16 protein-coding genes are annotated in these 19,273 nt (G+C 43.6%); 14 read left to right on the top strand and 2 right to left on the bottom strand.

The window, feature by feature from the left end; translation table 11 throughout:
* Positions 1-86 precede the first annotated feature (86 nt).
* Positions 87-254: a XapX domain-containing protein gene (locus tag AT864_RS15945; protein WP_066150676.1), complete on the top strand. Its 168-nt coding sequence runs from the start codon at positions 87-89 to the stop codon at positions 252-254.
* A 29-nt stretch (positions 255-283) separates the two neighbouring features.
* Here AT864_RS15945 and cls read toward each other — a convergent pair whose 3' ends face one another.
* Positions 284-1,471 (bottom strand): cardiolipin synthase, encoded by a 1,188-nt coding sequence (gene cls / locus AT864_RS15940; RefSeq protein ID WP_066150674.1) that lies wholly within the window; start codon positions 1,469-1,471, stop codon positions 284-286.
* Positions 1,472-1,674: 203 nt separating this feature from the next.
* On the opposite strand from cls, the gene AT864_RS15935 reads away from it, so the two are divergent.
* The 9 genes from AT864_RS15935 (at position 1,675) to AT864_RS15895 (ending at position 14,965) form a co-directional block, all read left to right on the top strand.
* On the top strand, positions 1,675-3,780 hold the full coding sequence (locus AT864_RS15935) for a heterodisulfide reductase-related iron-sulfur binding cluster (protein ID WP_066150671.1): 2,106 nt from the start codon (positions 1,675-1,677) through the stop codon (positions 3,778-3,780).
* A 217-nt stretch (positions 3,781-3,997) separates the two neighbouring features.
* Complete coding sequence (locus tag AT864_RS15930; protein ID WP_066150669.1) at positions 3,998-5,176, top strand: acetyl-CoA C-acetyltransferase; 1,179 nt, start codon at positions 3,998-4,000, stop codon at positions 5,174-5,176.
* Between the two features lie 158 nt (positions 5,177-5,334).
* On the top strand, positions 5,335-6,186 hold the full coding sequence (locus tag AT864_RS15925) for a 3-hydroxybutyryl-CoA dehydrogenase (protein WP_066150667.1): 852 nt from the start codon (positions 5,335-5,337) through the stop codon (positions 6,184-6,186).
* Positions 6,187-6,229: 43 nt separating this feature from the next.
* The gene (locus AT864_RS15920; RefSeq protein WP_066150665.1) at positions 6,230-7,363 is read left to right on the top strand and encodes an acyl-CoA dehydrogenase; all 1,134 of its coding nucleotides are present in this window, start codon (positions 6,230-6,232) and stop codon (positions 7,361-7,363) included.
* A gap of 16 nt (positions 7,364-7,379) precedes the next feature.
* Positions 7,380-8,522 carry an acyl-CoA dehydrogenase gene (locus tag AT864_RS15915; protein WP_044741519.1) on the top strand — a complete coding sequence of 381 codons (1,143 nt, stop codon included), beginning with the start codon at positions 7,380-7,382 and terminating at the stop codon, positions 8,520-8,522.
* A gap of 21 nt (positions 8,523-8,543) precedes the next feature.
* Positions 8,544-9,173 (top strand): TetR/AcrR family transcriptional regulator, encoded by a 630-nt coding sequence (locus tag AT864_RS15910; protein WP_066150854.1) that lies wholly within the window; start codon positions 8,544-8,546, stop codon positions 9,171-9,173.
* Positions 9,174-9,194: 21 nt separating this feature from the next.
* Entirely contained in the window at positions 9,195-12,452 is a 3,258-nt protein-coding gene (icmF, locus tag AT864_RS15905; protein WP_066150663.1) for a fused isobutyryl-CoA mutase/GTPase IcmF, read from the top strand.
* A 188-nt stretch (positions 12,453-12,640) separates the two neighbouring features.
* Positions 12,641-13,198 carry a DNA-directed RNA polymerase subunit delta gene (gene rpoE, locus AT864_RS15900; RefSeq protein ID WP_066150661.1) on the top strand — a complete coding sequence of 186 codons (558 nt, stop codon included), beginning with the start codon at positions 12,641-12,643 and terminating at the stop codon, positions 13,196-13,198.
* A gap of 171 nt (positions 13,199-13,369) precedes the next feature.
* The gene (locus AT864_RS15895) at positions 13,370-14,965 is read left to right on the top strand and encodes a CTP synthase (RefSeq protein ID WP_066150659.1); all 1,596 of its coding nucleotides are present in this window, start codon (positions 13,370-13,372) and stop codon (positions 14,963-14,965) included.
* A 43-nt stretch (positions 14,966-15,008) separates the two neighbouring features.
* On the opposite strand, the gene AT864_RS15890 is transcribed toward AT864_RS15895, so the two are convergent.
* Positions 15,009-15,542 carry a DUF2529 domain-containing protein gene (locus tag AT864_RS15890; RefSeq protein ID WP_066150657.1) on the bottom strand — a complete coding sequence of 178 codons (534 nt, stop codon included), beginning with the start codon at positions 15,540-15,542 and terminating at the stop codon, positions 15,009-15,011.
* A gap of 188 nt (positions 15,543-15,730) precedes the next feature.
* On the opposite strand from AT864_RS15890, the gene AT864_RS15885 reads away from it, so the two are divergent.
* From AT864_RS15885 to AT864_RS15870, 4 genes are all read left to right on the top strand, one after another.
* Positions 15,731-16,090 (top strand): response regulator, encoded by a 360-nt coding sequence (locus tag AT864_RS15885; protein ID WP_044741523.1) that lies wholly within the window; start codon positions 15,731-15,733, stop codon positions 16,088-16,090.
* 191 nt (positions 16,091-16,281) lie between these two features.
* Entirely contained in the window at positions 16,282-17,142 is an 861-nt protein-coding gene (locus tag AT864_RS15880) for a class II fructose-bisphosphate aldolase (RefSeq protein WP_044741524.1), read from the top strand.
* Between the two features lie 86 nt (positions 17,143-17,228).
* Positions 17,229-17,876, top strand: a complete 648-nt coding sequence (gene fsa, locus AT864_RS15875) for a fructose-6-phosphate aldolase (RefSeq protein WP_066150655.1) — start codon at positions 17,229-17,231, stop codon at positions 17,874-17,876.
* Between the two features lie 89 nt (positions 17,877-17,965).
* On the top strand, positions 17,966-19,252 hold the full coding sequence (locus AT864_RS15870; RefSeq protein ID WP_066150653.1) for a UDP-N-acetylglucosamine 1-carboxyvinyltransferase: 1,287 nt from the start codon (positions 17,966-17,968) through the stop codon (positions 19,250-19,252).
* Positions 19,253-19,273 lie beyond the last annotated feature (21 nt).

Genomic DNA, 19,273 nt, shown 5'->3' with positions numbered 1-19,273 from the left:
AGAGTATGTTAAGATGTGTAAGGGCTGTCGATAAAAGTAGATATATGTCGAAAAATGGACAGCGGACATGAACGGAGGAGAATGTCATGAAAGAAGTAATTATATCATTACTGACCGGCATGGTCGTCGGTTTTTTATTTACCCTATTTCGTCTGCCGATTCCAGCTCCGCCGGCGCTGGCGGGAATTTCAGGAATTATTGGCGTTTATCTCGGCATGAAAGTATTTCAGTGGCTGAGTGTATTTTGGAAATAAAAATGTTGGGGAAAAAGCCCCAACATTTTTTATAGCCATTCAGAAAGAAGGAGAGATAGCGATTCTTTGCCGCGGTCCCATATGGTTCGTTTTTTCCAAAAATCGATCGTCAATCGTTCAGAGCGGGAAAGGTCGCGTTTAATCACCTGATGCATGTGCTGCATAAAGGAACGGTCATAAATCAAGCAATTCATTTCGCCATTTAAAAACAAGCTGCGCTTATCGAAATTAGCGGTGCCAATATCGCATACGCGATCATCGATCATGATCGTTTTCGCATGGTAAAATCCTTGATAAAAACGATAAATTTCCGCTCCCGCATTTAATAAGCGGTAGAAATAGGGAAAGGCGGCTTCCTTGACAAATAGATGATCCGCTTTGAGCGGAACGAGAATGGTCACCGCGACTTGGCGTTCTAATGCGTCAAGCAACGCGTTCATTACTTTAGCACTAGGAATAAAATAAGGGGAACCGATGATGATTTGCTGCTGTGCTTGGCGGATCAGCGCAATGAATTCATTTTCAAGTCCTTGCCCATTTGTCGCAATGAACTGATGGGTAATGGGGCCTTTATCTGCTCGTGGAAAGTACAGCTGGCGTGTCGTGAGCTTTTCTTTTGTCGCGGCTTCCCAATCATCAAAAAACTGTGTTTGCAAATCCGCTACCCCTTCTCCGGTTATTTTTAAATGATAATCACGCCAATCTCCAAAATCCGTATCCTGGCCAATGTACTCTTTGCCAATGTTGAAACCGCCAACATAGCCAATCATTCCGTCAATTACGGTTATTTTTCGATGATTTCTGCGATTTAGCTTGTAAAAGAAATAAGGGAATGTAGGTTTTCGGCTATAGACAAACTGGACACCACTTTTTCGTAGAGAACGAATAATTGATTTAGGAAGTCCAAAGCTGCCGATCCAGTCTACAAGCAAACGGACTTCCACTCCTTCTCTTGCCTTTTGCTGTAAAAGAGAAAAAAAATATTGACTAATGTCGTCCGTTTTGACAATATAAAACAAAATATGAATATGATTTTTTGCTTGTTCGATTGTTTGGAAATAATCGAAGAATAAATGTTTTCCATTGGTAAACAGCTCTATGTTGCCTTGGCGCATCGGGTATTCTTTTTTGGCATTTCCGCTTGTCCGTCTGCGCCCTATTTGTACATCTATTATAATCAGTACAACGAAAATGACAATGACCCACAAAATCATCATTGTACGTTCCTCCTGTCTGCATCGATCGTTATTAATGTTCCCTAAATGAAAAAAATTAGCACCTGCCCCAGCAAAACGTTGTTGACTGAATGCTCATTCATTATTAAAATAAAGCCAAGGGGTATAATTCTGAAAATTTCTTTTGTTATTAATATTATTTTTATTATTAATGGAAAAACAAGGGGGAAAGGAGCATTAGAAATATGAATGCGTTATTAGTGATTAACTTCCTTGCGTTTTTGCTTGTAACCGCTTACGCTGTGTATTTATTTGCGTATCTTGTAAAAACGCGCATTGCTTACATTAAGCTAGGAAAGAAAGTGGAATTTGACCAAAAGGTAAAAGAAAGGCTAGATAAAATTTGGGTGAATGTATTCGGGCAGAAAAAGCTTTTGAAGGATAAAAAAAGCGGTTTAATCCATGTCGTTTTTTTCTATGGATTTATTCTTGTTCAATTTGGGGCTATTGATTTTATTATGAAAGGAATTGTACCAGGAGCCCATCTTCCATTAGGGCCGCTTTATCCAGGATTTACGTTTTTCCAAGAAATCGTGACTCTCCTCATTTTAATTGCCGTATTTTGGGCGTTTTATCGCCGATATATTGAAAAGCTTGTGCGCTTAAAACGCGATTTCAAGGCTGGATTAGTGTTAATTTTTATCGGGGGGCTTATGCTTTCTGTGTTGTTTGGAAATGGCATGTCCATGATTTGGCACGCCGAGGAAGCAACATGGAGCGAACCGATCGCCTCTCTTGTCGCTGGTGCGTTTTTCTGGGTAGGAAAAACAGGAGCGACTGTACTTTTCTATGTCGCATGGTGGATTCACTTGCTGATCCTGCTTACCTTCTTAGTATATGTCCCTCAGTCGAAGCATGCACACTTAATTGCAGGTCCAGTGAATGTCTTCTTTAGTCGTTTATCCCGACCAAAGCTTGAGAAAATTAATTTTGAAGATGAGACACAGGAATCATTTGGCGTTGGAAAAATTGAAGACTTTAAGCAAACGCAGCTGATCGATTTATATGCTTGTGTGGAATGCGGCCGATGTACGAACATGTGCCCAGCCACAGGAACGGGCAAAATGCTTTCGCCGATGGACTTAATTTTAAAGCTGCGCGATCATTTAACGGAAACAGGAGCGGCTGTGACCTCCAAAGCTCCATGGGTGCCGGCATTTGCGTTTAAAAATACGCGAGGCAATCAGCTGGCGTTTGCCGCACAAGGCTTGCAGGAGCAAGCAGCTACGCTCGAAATGCCAAGCTTAATTGGCGATGTCATTACTGAAGAAGAAATTTGGGCCTGTACGACATGCCGTAACTGTGAAGATCAGTGCCCAGTCATGAATGAACATGTCGATAAAATTATCGATCTTCGCCGTTATCTTGTATTAACAGAAGGAAAAATGAATCCCGATGCCCAACGTGCCATGACCAATATTGAGCGCCAAGGAAATCCATGGGGGCTCAATCGAAAAGAGAAAGAAAATTGGCGGGAGCTGCGCGAGGATGCTCATATTCCGACGGTGAAGGAAATGCAAAAAGCCGGCGAAGAATTTGAATATTTATTGTGGGTTGGTTCAATGGGCGCATTTGATAATCGAAGCCAAAAAATCGCTTTAGCATTTGCGCGCTTATTAAACGAAGCAGGCGTCAAGTTCGCCATTTTAGGAAATAAAGAGAAAAACTCCGGTGATACCCCACGCCGGCTCGGAAATGAATTTTTATTCCAAGAATTAGTGAATAGCAATATCGCTGAATTTGAAAAAGCAGGTGTCAAAAAGATTGTAACAATTGATCCACATGCTTATAACACATTTAAAAATGAATATCCGGATTTTGGATTCGAAGCAGAGGTTTATCATCATACGGAACTTCTTGCCAAGCTTGTGGAGGAAGGGCGATTAGTACCGAAATATGAAGTGAATGAAACCGTTACGTTCCATGACTCTTGCTATCTTGGGCGCTACAACGAAGTATATGAGCAGCCGCGCAGCGTTTTGCGAGCGATTCCAGGCGTCAAGCTTGTAGAAATGGAACGCAACCGCGAAAAAGGAATGTGCTGTGGCGCCGGTGGCGGTCTCATGTGGATGGAGGAAACGACAGGAACGCGCATTAACGTTGCACGTACGGAACAGGCATTGGCTGTCAATCCAACGGTGATCAGTTCCGGCTGCCCATATTGCTTAACGATGCTGACGGATGGAACAAAAGCGAAGGAAGTAGAGGAAAAAGTGGCGACGTATGATATTGCCGAGCTTTTAGAAAAAGCGGTATTTGGTGACGAAAACCAAAAGGATATGGTATCTTAAAAAAAAATTGAATAAATAATTCGTATTTTTAAAAATAATTAGTATAATAGAAGAGGGAGGTGTGCGAAATGTACACCTTTCTCCTAGTCTATTGTATCGAGCGAGCGTTCAGTCTGTATTTTGTAATCGCTTTCTAAATTCGAACAGTCCATCGTACAGACTGCTGACACTTAAACATGGCTTAAGTGGATAAATATAGTTCAAAGGGGAGAGGAAGATGGGAAAAACGGTTATTTTAAGCGGAGTGCGTACGCCGTTTGGAAAATTTGGCGGAGGACTTAGCTCATTAACGGCTTCACAATTAGGCGGGATCGCTATTAAGGAAGCGCTTCATCGGGCTAATCTTAGCGCTGAGCAAATTGATGAGGTCATTTTAGGAACTGTTCTACAAGGAGGGCAAGGACAGCTCCCTTCACGCCAAGCGGCTCGCTATGCCGGAATTCCGTGGGAAGTGCGCACGGAGACGATTAATAAAGTATGTGCCTCTGGTATGCGGAGCGTAACATTGGCTGACCAAATCATCCGCGCTGGAGATGGCGAAGTGATTGTCGCCGGAGGAATGGAATCCATGAGCAATGCACCGTATGTTTTACCAAAGGCGCGCTGGGGGCTCCGCATGGGCGATTCGACAGTAAAAGATTTAATGGTGTATGACGGTCTCACATGCAGCTTTACAGGTGTCCATATGGGCATATATGGAGGCGAGACGGCCAAAGAATTAGAAATTTCCCGGCAGCATCAAGACGAGTGGGCGTATCGCAGCCATCAGCGCGCGATCGCGGCGATCGAGGCAGGGTTGTTAGCAGAAGAAATTGTACCGGTTGAAATACCGCAACGCAAGGGTGGAACGCTGTTGGTGGAGCATGATGAATCACCGCGTAAAGATACATCGCTTGATAAATTAGCAAAGCTGTCTCCTGTATTTGATCCGTCTGGCACGATTACAGCCGGCAATGCTCCAGGAGTCAATGACGGAGCAGCTGCGCTTGTTTTAATGAACGAAGAACGAGCGCTAAGAGAAGGAAGAAAGCCGTTAGCGACCATTATCGGTCATGCTGCGATAGCTGTTGAGGCAAAGGACTTCCCAAAAACACCAGGGCTTGTCATTAATGAATTGCTCAGAAAAACAGGAAAAAAAGCGGAGGAAGTCGATTTGTTTGAGATTAATGAAGCGTTTTCAGCAGTCGCTTTAGCCAGCATCAAGATTGCTGGATTAGACCCTGAAAAAGTGAATGTGAATGGCGGGGCGGTCGCACTAGGACATCCGATTGGTGCAAGCGGCGCGCGGATTATTATCACGCTAATTCATGAATTGCAACGTCGCGGCGGCGGCATCGGAATTGCGGCTATTTGTAGCGGCGGCGGTCAAGGGGATGCCATTATGGTACAAGTATAAACATTACCAAGGCCCGCAGCTGTACATGGAATGAATAGTGTGGAAAATAAGCCTTGTAGACAGAGCGGGCCATTCTTGACAAGAGGCCAATCGCGATTGATCGACCTATTTCAATGCTGAAGATTTTACAAAAAGTTTGATTGATGGAGGATAGAAAGATGGATGTAAAAAAAGTAATGGTAATTGGTGCCGGTCAAATGGGATCAGGTATTGCGCAAGTATGTGCCATGGCTGGATATGATGTGTTTTTGCATGATTTAAAACAAGAATATGTAGATCGCGGCCTTGCTACGATTTCAAAAAATTTAACGCGACAAGTCGAAAAAGGAAAGCTGACTGAAGACGAAAAAGCAAGTATCTTGCATCGCCTTACCCCTTCTCTAGATCTACAACATGCAAGCGAAGTAGATTTAGTCATTGAAGCGGTTGTGGAAAATATGGAAGTGAAAACAAAGCTGTTTGCGCAGCTTGATGAAATGGCCCCTGCGCATGCCATTTTAGCAACGAACACATCCTCGCTTCCGATTACAGAAATCGCCGCAGCAACAAACCGACCAGAGAAAGTGATTGGCATGCATTTTATGAATCCAGTTCCTGTTATGAAGCTTGTCGAAATTATTCGGGGGCTGGCAACCGCTGAAGAAGTCTATCAAACGATTGAAGATATGACCCACAAGCTCAATAAAGTACCTGTCGAAGTAAACGATTTCCCAGGATTTATTTCAAACCGTATTTTAATGCCGATGATTAATGAAGCGATTTATGCGCTATATGAAGGCGTAGCGACAAAAGAGGCGATTGATGAGGTCATGAAGCTCGGTATGAATCATCCGATGGGACCATTAACCCTAGCAGATTTTATCGGCTTAGATACATGCCTTTATATTATGGAAACGCTTCACGAAGGATTTGGCGATGATAAATATCGTCCGTGCCCGCTGTTGCGCAAGTACGTAAAGGCTGGATGGCTTGGACGCAAAACAGGAAAAGGCTTCTACACATATGAATAACCAACAGATGGTTTGACAGTATCCAACAAAGAGGGTGACAAACATGAATTTACATTTTACAGAAGAACAAGAAATGATGCGCAAGATGGTCAGAGAGTTCGCAGAAAGTGAAATTGCCCCGTTTGTAGAGCAAATGGAGAAAGGAGAATTCCCTCGCCCCATCCTTAGCAAGATGGCGGAGCTCGGTTTAATGGGAATTACGATTCCAGAAGAGTACGGCGGGGCAGGAATGGATTTTGTTTCGTATATTATTGCGATTCATGAAATTTCAAAAGTCAGCGCAACGGTCGGCGTGATTTTATCTGTGCATACATCTGTCGGCACGAATCCTATTCTTTACTTTGGAACGGAGGAGCAAAAAAGAAAATATGTGCCGAAGCTTGCAAGCGGTGAATATTTAGGAGCCTTTTGCTTAACAGAGCCTAGCGCAGGTTCAGATGCGAAAAGCTTAAAGACAAAGGCCGTTCGCCAAGGAGATTATTATATCTTAAACGGTTCAAAAGTGTTTATCACAAACGGCGGGGAAGCAGATACGTATATTGTATTTGCCCGCACAAATCCAGACGAAACAGGAAGCCGAGGCATTTCTGCTTTTATTGTGGAAAAGGATACGCCAGGATTTATCATCGGAAAAGATGAAAAGAAAATGGGGCTTCACGGTTCACGAACCGTACAAATCTCTTTTGAAGATGCGAAAGTGCCAGCGGAAAATTTATTGGGCGAAGAAGGACAAGGCTTTAAAATCGCCATGGCCAACCTTGATGTTGGGCGCATCGGCATTGCTGCCCAATCGCTCGGTATTGCGGAAGCAGCGCTTGAACATGCAACGGCTTATGCAAAGGAAAGAATCCAATTCGGCAAACCGATCGCTGAACAGCAAGGAGTGGGGTTTAAACTTGCTGATATGGCGACAGTGACGGAGGCTGCCAAGCTGCTCGTTTATCGTGCTGCCTTTTTGCGCGCAAATGGAATTCCGTGCGGCAAAGAAGCATCAATGGCTAAGCTGTTTGCATCGCGAGCGGCTATGGAAAATGCCATTGAAGCGGTACAAATTTTCGGGGGGAACGGATACACCGAAGATTATCCGGTAGAGCGCTTATTCCGTGATGCAAAAATTTGTGAAATTTACGAAGGAACAAGTGAAATTCAACGGTTAGTGATTAGTAAACAATTATAAAAACGGGGGAGAGGACATGAATTTCCAATTAACAGAAGAGCATGAAATGATACGAAAAATGGTGCGGGATTTTGCCAAAAATGAAGTCGCGCCAACAGCGGCAGAGCGCGATGAAGAGGAGCGCTTTGACCGCAGTATTTTCGATAAAATGGCCGAGCTTGGCTTAACCGGCATTCCATGGCCGGAAGAATACGGCGGCATTGGCAGTGATTATTTAGCTTATGTGATTGCTGTGGAAGAGCTATCAAGAGTTTGCGCTTCGACAGGCGTAACATTGTCGGCCCACATTTCTTTGGCAAGCTGGCCTATTTATAAATTTGGTACTGAGGAGCAAAAACAAAAGTATTTACGCGCTCTTGCAACTGGCGAAAAACTTGGAGCTTACGGCCTTTCGGAGCCAGGGGCAGGATCGGATGTTTCTTCCATGAAAACGCGGGCGGTGCTTGACGGGGATCACTACGTGCTAAACGGCTCGAAAGTATGGATTACGAACGGCGGAGAAGCGGAAATTTATGTTGTATTCGCGGTGACAGACCCAGAGAAAAAGCATAAAGGCATTAGCGCGTTTATTGTAGAAAAAGGAACGCCAGGATTTTCGATTGGAAAAAAAGAGAAAAAACTTGGTATCCGTTCTTCGCCAACAACTGAGCTTATTTTTGAAGATTGCCGCATTCCGAAGGAAAATCTTCTCGGTCAAGAAGGGGAAGGCTTTAAAATTGCCATGATGACATTAGATGGCGGGCGCAACGGCATCGCTGCACAAGCAGTAGGCATCGCGCAAGGAGCATTGGATGCGGCGGTGGAATATGCAAAAGAACGCGTTCAATTTGGCAAGCCGATCATCGAGCAGCAGGGAGTCGGATTTAAGTTGGCGGATATGGCGACAGCCGTTGAGGCGTCTCGCTTGTTAACCTACCAAGCAGCATGGCTAGAATCCAATGGTCTTCCATATGGCAAAGCGTCAGCGATGGCCAAACTGTTTGCTGGAGACACAGCGATGAAAGTAACGGTAGATGCGGTTCAAGTTTTTGGTGGATATGGATATACAAAAGATTATCCAGTCGAACGTTTTATGCGTGACGCGAAAATTACGCAAATTTATGAAGGAACACAAGAAATTCAACGAATTGTCATTTCAAGAATGCTCACAAAAGAATAAGCGGAGCGATCCACGATGAATATGAAAAAACGAGAAGTCCCAGCATCTGTAAAAGATGAACGCCTTGTGAAAAAAAGGCGCAATGAAATGATTAAAGGGGCCATTTCCCTTTTCAAGCAAAAAGGATTTCATCGTACCACAACAAGAGAAATTGCGAAAGCATCAGGGTTTAGCATCGGAACTTTATATGAATATATCCGCCAAAAAGAAGATGTGCTGTATTTAGTGTGTGACCGCATTTACGATGAAGTACGCGAACGGATGGAAAAGGACATTGATACTCATCATGGAACAATTGAAAGCTTTAAATTGGCGATCGCTCATTACTTTAGGGTGGTCAATGAATTGCAGGACGAAGTCCTTGTCATGTACCAAGAAGCAAAATCATTAACGAAAGATTCGCTCCCATATGTTCTTAATAAAGAATTACAAATGGTCGGAATGTTTGAAAATATTTTGCGGGCTTGTGTGCAAAATGGCGTGTTTGAATTAACAGAACAAGAAATTCAGCTGTTTGCACATAACATTTTTGTGCTAGGACAAATGTGGGCGTTTCGCCGTTGGGCGCTGCACAAAATGTATACATTGGAAGAATATATTGAATTGCAGACGGATTTGCTATTAAGGGGTATTTTGGAAAAACGGTCATAATGACAATAAGGGGGAGAGAGGATGGCTCACATTTACCGTCCGAAACATCATGTTCGTTTTGTGACAGCCTCTAGCTTATTTGATGGCCATGACGCTTCAATTAATATTATGCGCCGCATTTTACAAACAAGCGGCGCCGAAGTCATTCATCTAGGGCATAACCGCTCGGCAGAAGAGATTGTCAATGCGGCCATTCAAGAAGATGTTCAAGGCATTGCTGTTTCTTCTTATCAAGGAGGACACGTCGAATTTTTTAAATATATGTATGATCTGTTGCAGGAAAGAGGCGCTTCCCACATCCGCATTTATGGCGGAGGGGGCGGCGTCATTATTCCTAGGGAAATAAAAGAGTTACATGACTATGGAATTGCCCGCATTTTTTCGCCAGAAGACGGTCGTGTTCTCGGCTTACAGGGAATGATCGATGTCATGTTGGAAGAGTGTGATTTTCCAACGGTTCGAACGATCACGGATGAACTTGAACGCTTGCCAAATGGCGACGTTCAAGCGGTTGCCCGCCTGATTACCTTATGTGAAAATCGGATGGATACGGCAACAGAAGTCGCCGCTGCTGCGGAGACGGTTCTTGATAAAATAAAAGAGCTGACAAAACCTGTTCCGGTTGTAGGGATTACAGGAACGGGGGGAGCAGGAAAAAGCTCGTTAACCGATGAATTAATACGCCGCTTTTTAAATGAAATTCCGGATAAAAAGGTGGCTATTTTATCAGTTGACCCAACGAAGCAAAAAACAGGTGGTGCGCTATTAGGAGACCGCATTCGTATGAATTCCATTCATTCTCCGCGAGTCTATATGCGCAGCCTAGCCACTCGTAGCTCTCGTTCTGAGCTTTCATTGGCGATTCAAGATGCCATTGAAGTCGCAAAAGCGGCCGGTTTTGATTTAATCATTGTTGAAACGAGCGGAATCGGTCAAGGGGATGCTGCGATTACCGAAGTATGTGATATTTCCATGTATGTCATGACGAGCGAATTCGGTGCGCCGACACAGCTTGAAAAAATTGACATGATCGATTATGCAGATTTAATCGTGATCAACAAATTTGAGCGCAAAGGTTCTGAAGATGCAAAGCGCCAGGTGCAAAAGCAATATCAGCGCAGCCATCAATTGTTTGATAAAGATTTATCAGAAATGCCGGTATATGGAACGATTGCAAGCCAATTTAATGATCCGGGCACGAATACATTGTTTGTCGCTTTAATTGATCTGATCAATAAAAAAGCGGGAACGAACTGGACAACAACGCTTGAATCGGTGGCAGATGTTCAAAAACAAAATGTGATTATTCCGAATGATCGCCGCTATTATTTGCGTGAAATCGCTGATACCGTTCGCTCTTATCACAAAAAATCTGAGCAGCAAGCCGATGTGGCTCGGCGGTTGTTCCAATTAGAAGGGGCCATTGAAGCCGTCAAAGAGCGTGAACGAAACGAGGAAGTGCTCGCCTCGCTCGAAGCGTTAAAGCAACATTATGAAAATCAATTAACAGCGGAATCTAAGCAAATTCTTGCCTCATGGGAAGAGCTTAAAGCGAAATATGCAGCCAAGCAATTTGTGACAAAAATTCGCGATAAGGAAATTGTGACAGACTTAACGACGAAAAGCTTGGCCGGCTTAGATATTCCAAAAGTAGCACTGCCGAAATTTAAAGATTATGGGGAAATTTTACGATGGGTATATAAGGAGAATGTACCGGGTTTCTTTCCATATACAGCTGGCGTATTCCCGTTCAAGCGCCAAGGGGAAGATCCGAAGCGGCAATTTGCTGGCGAAGGCACGCCAGAACGGACGAACCGCCGTTTTCACTATCTCTGTAAAGATGATCCGGCGAAGCGCTTAAGTACGGCTTTTGATTCGGTCACCTTGTATGGAGAAGATCCGCAATATCGTCCTGATATTTTTGGGAAAGTAGGCGAAAGTGGTGTAAGCGTTTGTACGCTTGATGATATGAAGAAGTTGTATAAAGGCTTTGATTTATGCCATCCATCAACCTCTGTTTCCATGACCATCAATGGTCCAGCGCCCATTATTTTGGCGATGTTTATGAATACGGCAATTGAACAGCAAGTGGAAAAACGAGAAGAAGAATTAGGCCGTCCATTAACAGAGGCAGAATATGAAGAAGTGAAGGCTTGGACGCTGCAAACCGTGCGCGGCACGGTGCAAGCGGATATTTTAAAAGAGGATCAAGGACAAAACACATGCATCTTCTCGACAGAATTTGCGTTAAAAATGATGGGAGATATTCAAGAATACTTTATTAAAAACAAAGTGCGCAACTACTATTCCGTTTCGATCTCCGGCTATCATATCGCCGAAGCAGGAGCGAATCCGATTACACAGCTCGCGTTTACGTTGGCGAACGGCTTCACGTATGTTGAATATTATTTAAGCCGGGGCATGCATATTGACGATTTTGCACCAAACCTTTCCTTCTTCTTTAGCAACGGATTAGATCCTGAATATACGGTAATCGGGCGTGTGGCTCGCCGTATTTGGTCCGTTGTTATGCGTGAAAAATACGGCGCAAATGAGCGCAGCCAGAAGTTAAAATATCACGTGCAAACATCCGGGCGCTCTCTGCATGCACAGGAAATTGATTTTAATGACATTCGAACAACGCTTCAAGCGCTAATGGCGCTTCATGATAACTGTAACTCGCTTCATACAAACGCGTATGATGAAGCGATCACAACACCAACCGAAGAGTCGGTCCGTCGTGCGATGGCGATTCAGCTCATTATTACAAAAGAGCACGGTTTAACGAAAAACGAAAATCCATTGCAAGGATCATTTATTATTGAAGAATTAACCGATTTGGTTGAAGAATCGGTATTAAAAGAATTTGAGCGCCTCAATGACCGCGGCGGTGTATTAGGCGCGATGGAAATGCAATACCAACGTGGCAAAATTCAAGATGAATCCATGTACTATGAAATGAAAAAGCATAGCGGCGAACTTCCGATTATTGGCGTGAACACCTATTTAAATCCGAATCCGCCATCAGAAGAAGAGCTCAACAGCATCGAATTAGCTCGAGCATCATACGAAGAAAAAGAATTGCAAATTAAGAACTTGCAAGCATTCCAAGAACGCAATCGAGATAAGGCCGAAGAAGCGTTAAATCGCTTGAAGCACGCAGCAGTAAGCGGAGGCAATATTTTTGAAGAGTTGATGGAGACGGTTAAAGTCGCAAGTCTTGGTCAAATTACAAAAGCATTATATGAAGTGGGCGGACAATACCGCCGCAATATGTAATCAAACCATCGCAGGCTGATCCATTGTATTGGATCAGCCCATTTTTCGCTGAAAAAATTTTAGAAACTATTGATTCAGAGCTAGCATAAACAAAGAGAATTTGTTTATAATGAATGGTATGTATTCCAAGTGCATTCATTCATTTTTATCGGTAGGGAAGTTTATTACATAGAAAGGGAGTGCCGGATTTGAGTTTGCAGCAATACTCTCCAGAGGAATTACAAGAAATGTCACTCGTTGAACTCGCTTATCTTGTGATGGCAGAGAGAAAAGAAGCGCTATTATTTCAAGAGCTTGTTCGTGAAATTGCTGCTTTAGCAAATTTGCAAGAAGAAGATATGAAGGGGCGCCTTGCGCAATTTTATACAGATTTGAATATCGACGGCCGTTTTATTTGCATTGGGGAAAATCGCTGGGGATTGCGCTCTTGGTATCCATACGATCAAACAGAAGACGAAAATGTTACAACGATCAAGCCGAAGAAGAAGAAAAAAGTATTGGATGAATATGATGATTATGATGAAGTTCTTGACGATGAAGAACTAGATTATGATGATCTCGATGATTATGAAGACGAAGAAGATGTCGATTTAGACGATGACCTCCTCGATGAGGACGAATTCGATCTCGACGAAGCGGATGAGTTCGATGAAGAACTGCTTGATGAAGATGAGTTTGAACTCGAAGATGAAGAAATGGACGATGAACTGCTAGAGATGGATGAAGCAGAAGAGGAGGAAGAATGACCTTCCTCTTGACTTTACATGGCGGACTATGTAGAATTTTATTTGGGCTCTTTAAAAATTATTAAATATGATAACGCTCCCTTACAAAGGTAAGAGGGGGCGTTTTTTATTTTGGCGCTTTGAGCACACTTTAAAGTGTTACATATATTTTTGGCAAGGGGGAAAAACAAGATGACAAAGTATATTTTTGTAACGGGTGGCGTTGTCTCGTCATTAGGAAAAGGAATCACGGCTGCCTCGCTAGGCCGTTTATTGAAAAATCGCGGATTGAATGTAACGATTCAAAAGTTTGATCCATACATTAATGTCGATCCAGGGACGATGAGTCCGTATCAGCACGGAGAGGTATTTGTAACGGATGACGGTGCAGAGACGGATTTAGATTTAGGACATTATGAACGCTTCATTGACATTAATTTAAATAAATACAGCAACGTCACAACTGGGAAAATTTATTCTGCGGTATTGAAAAAGGAACGCCGCGGTGACTATTTAGGGGGAACTGTACAAGTCATCCCTCATATTACGAATGAGATTAAAGAGCGAGTGTTTCGTGCTGGCCGTGAAACAAATGCCGATGTAGTGATTACGGAAATTGGCGGAACGGTCGGAGACATTGAATCGCTGCCGTTTTTAGAAGCCATTCGTCAAATCAAAAGCGATGTTGGCCGCGACCATGTCATGTATATTCATTGTACGCTTGTCCCGTATATTAAAGCAGCTGGAGAAATGAAAACAAAGCCAACTCAGCATAGTGTAAAAGAATTACGCAGCTTAGGGATTCAGCCAAATGTCATTGTGGTTCGTACCGAAATGCCGATGTCGCAAGAAATGAAAGATAAAATTGCGCTATTTTGCGATATCGACCCGAAAGCTGTAATTGAAGCGCGCGATGCCGATACATTATATGCTGTGCCGTTAATGCTGCAGGAGCAAAAATTAGATCAAATTGTTTGTGAACATCTCAAACTGAACTGCCAAGAAGCAGATATGACCGAATGGAGAGCGCTTGTCGAGAAAGTGCGCCATCTTTCCAATAAAACGAAAATAGCGCTTGTCGGGAAATATGTAGAATTGCAGGATGCTTACATTTCAGTTGTTGAAGCACTTCGCCACGCGGGTTATGCTTTCGATGCAGAAGTAGAAATCCAATGGATCAATTCAGAACATGTGGATCGGGATAATGTTCATGAACTGTTAAAAGATGCTAGAGGGATCCTCGTTCCGGGTGGATTTGGTGATCGCGGCATTGAAGGAAAAATCGAAGCGATTCGCTACGCCCGGGAGCAGCAGATTCCGTTTCTCGGAATTTGTCTCGGCATGCAGTTGGCGTCAGTTGAATTTGCCCGCCACGTAGTTGGATTAGAAAATGCGCACTCATCAGAGATTGATCCAAATACTCCTCATCCTGTCATTGATTTGCTTCCAGAGCAAAAAGATATTGAGGATTTAGGAGGAACGCTGCGCTTGGGATTATATCCATGCAAGCTTGTTGAAGGAACTCTTGCCTATGAAGCCTATCAGGATGAGGTCATTTATGAGCGTCATCGCCATCGTTACGAATTTAATAACCAATATAGACAAATCATGGAACAAAAAGGATTTGTTTTTTCCGGCACAAGCCCAGATGGACGTTTAGTGGAAATTATTGAATTAAAGGATCATCCATGGTTTGTGGCGGCTCAATTCCATCCGGAATTTACTTCTCGTCCAACAAGACCGCAGCCGCTGTTCCGTGAATTTATAAAAGCATCATTGCAGAAATAAAAACAGTAGAAAAAGACGATCTCGCATCAATGGCGAGATCGTCTTATTCGTTGTATTCCTCAAAAATTTCATGAATCGTAAAGAACAAGCAATAGTAGGCAAATAGCGCCATCATGACAACTGGAAATCCAAAGCGCGTACCGTCATCCTTTGGAATAAGAGGCTTTACCAGCTTGCTGTCAATATGCACATCGGCTACATCGGCAAGGGAAGGCTCTTGAGGGACGGCAGCTGAAATGGCGACGACTGGAATGTTTTGCTGAATCAACTGCTCAGTTAATGCAATGGCGCGCTCATCGTTGGAGAAGCGCGTAATGAGTAAAACACGATCGGTTTCATTCATATCTGCACGAATCGTTCCGTGCTTCATGAGCGGCTCAGCTTTGGGCAGCATCTCTGCTCCCTTTATGGCCGTAAGAGCAACGGATTCCATCTCATCAAAGCCATGAATCAAAATGCGCCCGTCCCCGATCAATGCTTGAGCAAGCAGGCGCGCACCATCTTCGATCGCCATTTCTTCTTGCTCTGCGAGCTTTTTGAAGTAACCCGTTAATTGGGTGGAAAAAACTTTAATCATGCTTTTTTTCACCGTCCTTTACATCATTACAGTATACTGAATTGGGGAAAGAACACAACCGTTTCATTTGGCTGCCGATGATCGCGGCTGTATTCGTTTGCGGACAATGATGGAAAAGAGGCAGGAAATCAACAAAGAAATGCGGAATTATACAAATTAGCAAAACAAAGAATAGAGGTGCATAACAGATGGGAAACAAACTTTTAATCGTTGACGATCAATATGGCATTCGTATTTTACTAAATGAAGTTTTTCAAAGAGAAGGATATACAACCTTTCAAGCAGCTAACGGTATACAAGCATTAGAGATCGTCCAAAAGCACCAACCTGACTTAGTATTATTAGATATGAAAATTCCAGGAATGGATGGAATTGAAATATTAAAACGGATTAAGGCAATGAATGAGAACATTAAAGTCATTATTATGACAGCATATGGCGAGCTTGATATGATTCAGGAAACAAAAGATTTAGGCGCCATCATGCATTTTGCTAAACCATTCGATATTGATGAATTGCGGGAAGCTGTGAAAAAATATATTTCGTAATGCGCTTTCAATAAATTTTTGTGGAATTCCTAGGTGCGCATAATGTTGCTGTTTCGTCTCTAAGTTGGTATGCTTATAAAGTAAGGCCGAAGCGCGCCTTTCATACATAATGCAAGTTGTTGCGGCGATGCTGCGGCATAGCCTCCCTTTTGACGAAAGGCGGAGTTTAATGACAAGGAGGGTTTTTTATCATGCCTTTAGTATCGATGAAGGAAATGCTAAACAAAGCGTTAGCAGAAAAATATGCGGTAGGGCAATTTAATATTAACAACTTAGAATGGACCCAAGCCATTTTAGCCGCTGCCGAAGAAGAAAAATCTCCAGTAATCCTCGGTGTATCGGAAGGAGCAGCTCGTTATATGGGCGGCTTTAAAACGGTTGTCAACATGGTGAAAGGATTAATGGAGGATATGAATATTACCGTTCCTGTGGCCATTCATCTTGACCATGGTTCCAGCTTCGAAAAATGTAAAGCAGCGATTGATGCTGGTTTTACATCAGTTATGATCGATGCTTCTCATCATCCGTTTGAAGAAAATGTCCAAATCACTTCACAAGTGGTCGAGTATGCCCATACGCGCGGCGTGTCTGTCGAAGCAGAGCTCGGCACAGTCGGCGGACAAGAGGACGATGTGGTGGCAGACGGCATTATTTATGCAGATCCAAAGGAATGTGAGGAGCTTGTTAAGCGTACAAATATCGATTGCTTGGCTCCAGCGCTTGGTTCTGTGCATGGTCCTTACAAAGGAGAGCCAAAATTAGGATTCAAAGAAATGGAAATTATCCGTGATTTAACGCGTGTTCCGCTTGTATTGCACGGCGGTACAGGCATTCCGACGGAACAAATCCAACGCGCGATTTCACTTGGAACCTCAAAAATCAATGTAAATACTGAAAACCAAATGGCCTTTACAAAAGTTGTGCGTGAAATCTTGGCGCAAGATACAAAAGTATACGATCCACGCAAAATTATCGGTCCTGGCCGTGACGCTATTAAAGAAACCGTCATTGGGAAAATGCGCGAGTTTGGTTCCTCTGGCAAAGCTTTGTAATCAGATAGCCGCATCGTTTCGGTTTGAACCCGAAACGAGCGGTTTTGTTTCATTTCATTAAGGAATATGTTTAGGAGGAGAGAGCGATGAAATTCTTTATTGATACGGCAAATTTGGAAGAAATTAAACAGGCTAATGAGCTGGGGGTTTTAGCGGGAGTGACGACCAACCCGAGCCTTGTAGCCAAAGAAAACGTGTCCTTCCACGATCGCCTTCGCGAGATTACATCGATTGTATCAGGTTCTGTAAGCGCCGAAGTTATTTCAACGGATGCAGAAGGAATGATTCGCGAAGGAGAAGAGCTAGCGAAAATCGCTCCAAATATTACGATTAAAGTACCGATGACGCCAGAAGGTCTTAAAGCCGTTAAGGCATTTAGTGAAAAAGGAATTCAAACCAACGTTACCCTCATCTTTACTGCCAATCAGGCTCTGTTAGCTGCACGTGCTGGTGCAACATATGTTTCACCATTCCTTGGGCGTTTAGACGATATCGGTCATAACGGATTAGAGCTTATTTCAACGATTGCCAACATTTTTGATATTCACGGCATTGAGACAGAAATCATCGCAGCATCCATTCGTCACCCACTTCATGTAACGGAGGCAGCATTAAGAGGAGCTCATATTGCGACGATTCCTTATAAGGTATTAATGCAGCTATTCCAGCATCCACTTACTGATCAAGGAATTGAAAAATTTTTAGCGGATTGGAATCAACAAAAACAGCGATAAAAATCATGAGTTTTGGTCTAAACTGTAAATAAGCGTTTCCGTTGCAATTCGCGCAAAAGCAAGGCATCTTCGCTGGAAGGGAGACTACAATGGAAAAATTAAAGATCATAGGCGGTGACCCTTTGCGCGGAACGGTGCGAGTCAGCGGGGCGAAAAACAGCGCTGTGGCGTTGATTCCAGCAACGATTCTCGCTGAATCGCCGGTAACAATCGAAGGGCTGCCTGATATTTCGGATGTTCGCGTATTAGGAGAGTTAATCGAGGAAATTGGCGGCACGTTCCATTTTGATGGCAAAGAAGCGACAATTGATCCGACGAACATCGTGTCAATGCCTCTTCCAAACGGAAAAGTGAAAATGCTGCGCGCTTCTTATTATTTAATGGGAGCGATGATCGGCCGCTTTAAAAAAGCTGTCATCGGTCTACCGGGCGGTTGTCATTTAGGACCGCGCCCGATCGACCAGCACATTAAAGGGTTTGAAGCGTTAGGAGTTAAAGTCACAAACGAGCAAGGAGCCATTTACTTGCGTGCGGATGAATTGCGCGGTGCCCGTATCTATTTAGATGTAGTAAGTGTTGGGGCAACCATTAACATTATGCTGGCTGCTGTACGCGCGAAAGGACGCACCATCATTGAAAATGCTGCAAAAGAGCCAGAAATCATCGACGTAGCCACACTACTGTCCAACATGGGGGCTAAAATTAAAGGAGCGGGAACGGATATTATCCGCATTGATGGGGTGGAGCGATTGACAGGGTGCCGTCACTCCATTATTCCTGATCGAATTGAGGCAGGAACATTTATGATTGCCGCAGCTGCCATGGGACAAGAAGTGATGATTGACAATGTGATTCCGCAGCATTTGGAGTCATTAACAGCAAAACTGCGTGAAATGGGTGTGCGTGTCGAAGCAAGCGATGATCAAATGTTGGTTGTTAGATCTCCGCAAATGAAAGCGGTCGATGTGAAAACGCTCGTATATCCAGGCTTTCCAACAGATTTGCAGCAGCCATTCACCGCTTTATTAACCAAGGCACATGGGACAAGCGTTGTTACCGATACCATTTACAGTGCGCGTTTTAAACATATTGATGAGTTGCGGAGAATGAACGCCAACATTAAGGTAGAAGGACGCTCGGCCATCGTAACCGGTCCAACGCTGCTGCAGGGAGCGAAAGTGAAAGCGAGCGATTTACGGGCGGGTGCAGCTCTTGTAATCGCTGGTTTAATGGCGGATGGAATGACGGAAATTACTGGGGTCGATCATATCGACCGTGGGTATAGCCATCTTGTCGAAAAATTGACAGGATTAGGCGCAACCATTTGGCGGGAGAAAATGACCGATCAGGAAATTGAGCAAATTCAAAATCTATAGGCAACGAAGGGGAGAGGGAGA

Source organism: Anoxybacillus sp. P3H1B, from assembly GCF_001560855.1.
GTDB classification, from domain to species: domain Bacteria; phylum Bacillota; class Bacilli; order Bacillales; family Anoxybacillaceae; genus Anoxybacteroides; species Anoxybacteroides rupiense.
The sequence above is the reverse complement of the archived record's forward strand: the minus strand, read 5'-3'. Positions and strand labels throughout refer to the sequence as shown.

Coding starts and splice junctions, on each gene's coding strand:
- AT864_RS15930 (WP_066150669.1), top strand. CDS start 3,998: ATGGGAAAAACGGTTATTTTAAGCGGAGTGCGTACGCCGTTTGGAAAA.
- cls (WP_066150674.1), bottom strand. CDS start 1,471: ATGATGATTTTGTGGGTCATTGTCATTTTCGTTGTACTGATTATAATA.
- AT864_RS15915 (WP_044741519.1), top strand. CDS start 7,380: ATGAATTTCCAATTAACAGAAGAGCATGAAATGATACGAAAAATGGTG.
- AT864_RS15890 (WP_066150657.1), bottom strand. CDS start 15,542: ATGATTAAAGTTTTTTCCACCCAATTAACGGGTTACTTCAAAAAGCTC.
- AT864_RS15895 (WP_066150659.1), top strand. CDS start 13,370: ATGACAAAGTATATTTTTGTAACGGGTGGCGTTGTCTCGTCATTAGGA.
- AT864_RS15935 (WP_066150671.1), top strand. CDS start 1,675: ATGAATGCGTTATTAGTGATTAACTTCCTTGCGTTTTTGCTTGTAACC.
- AT864_RS15920 (WP_066150665.1), top strand. CDS start 6,230: ATGAATTTACATTTTACAGAAGAACAAGAAATGATGCGCAAGATGGTC.
- AT864_RS15870 (WP_066150653.1), top strand. CDS start 17,966: ATGGAAAAATTAAAGATCATAGGCGGTGACCCTTTGCGCGGAACGGTG.
- AT864_RS15880 (WP_044741524.1), top strand. CDS start 16,282: ATGCCTTTAGTATCGATGAAGGAAATGCTAAACAAAGCGTTAGCAGAA.
- AT864_RS15945 (WP_066150676.1), top strand. CDS start 87: ATGAAAGAAGTAATTATATCATTACTGACCGGCATGGTCGTCGGTTTT.
- AT864_RS15925 (WP_066150667.1), top strand. CDS start 5,335: ATGGATGTAAAAAAAGTAATGGTAATTGGTGCCGGTCAAATGGGATCA.
- icmF (WP_066150663.1), top strand. CDS start 9,195: ATGGCTCACATTTACCGTCCGAAACATCATGTTCGTTTTGTGACAGCC.
- AT864_RS15910 (WP_066150854.1), top strand. CDS start 8,544: ATGAAAAAACGAGAAGTCCCAGCATCTGTAAAAGATGAACGCCTTGTG.
- fsa (WP_066150655.1), top strand. CDS start 17,229: ATGAAATTCTTTATTGATACGGCAAATTTGGAAGAAATTAAACAGGCT.
- AT864_RS15885 (WP_044741523.1), top strand. CDS start 15,731: ATGGGAAACAAACTTTTAATCGTTGACGATCAATATGGCATTCGTATT.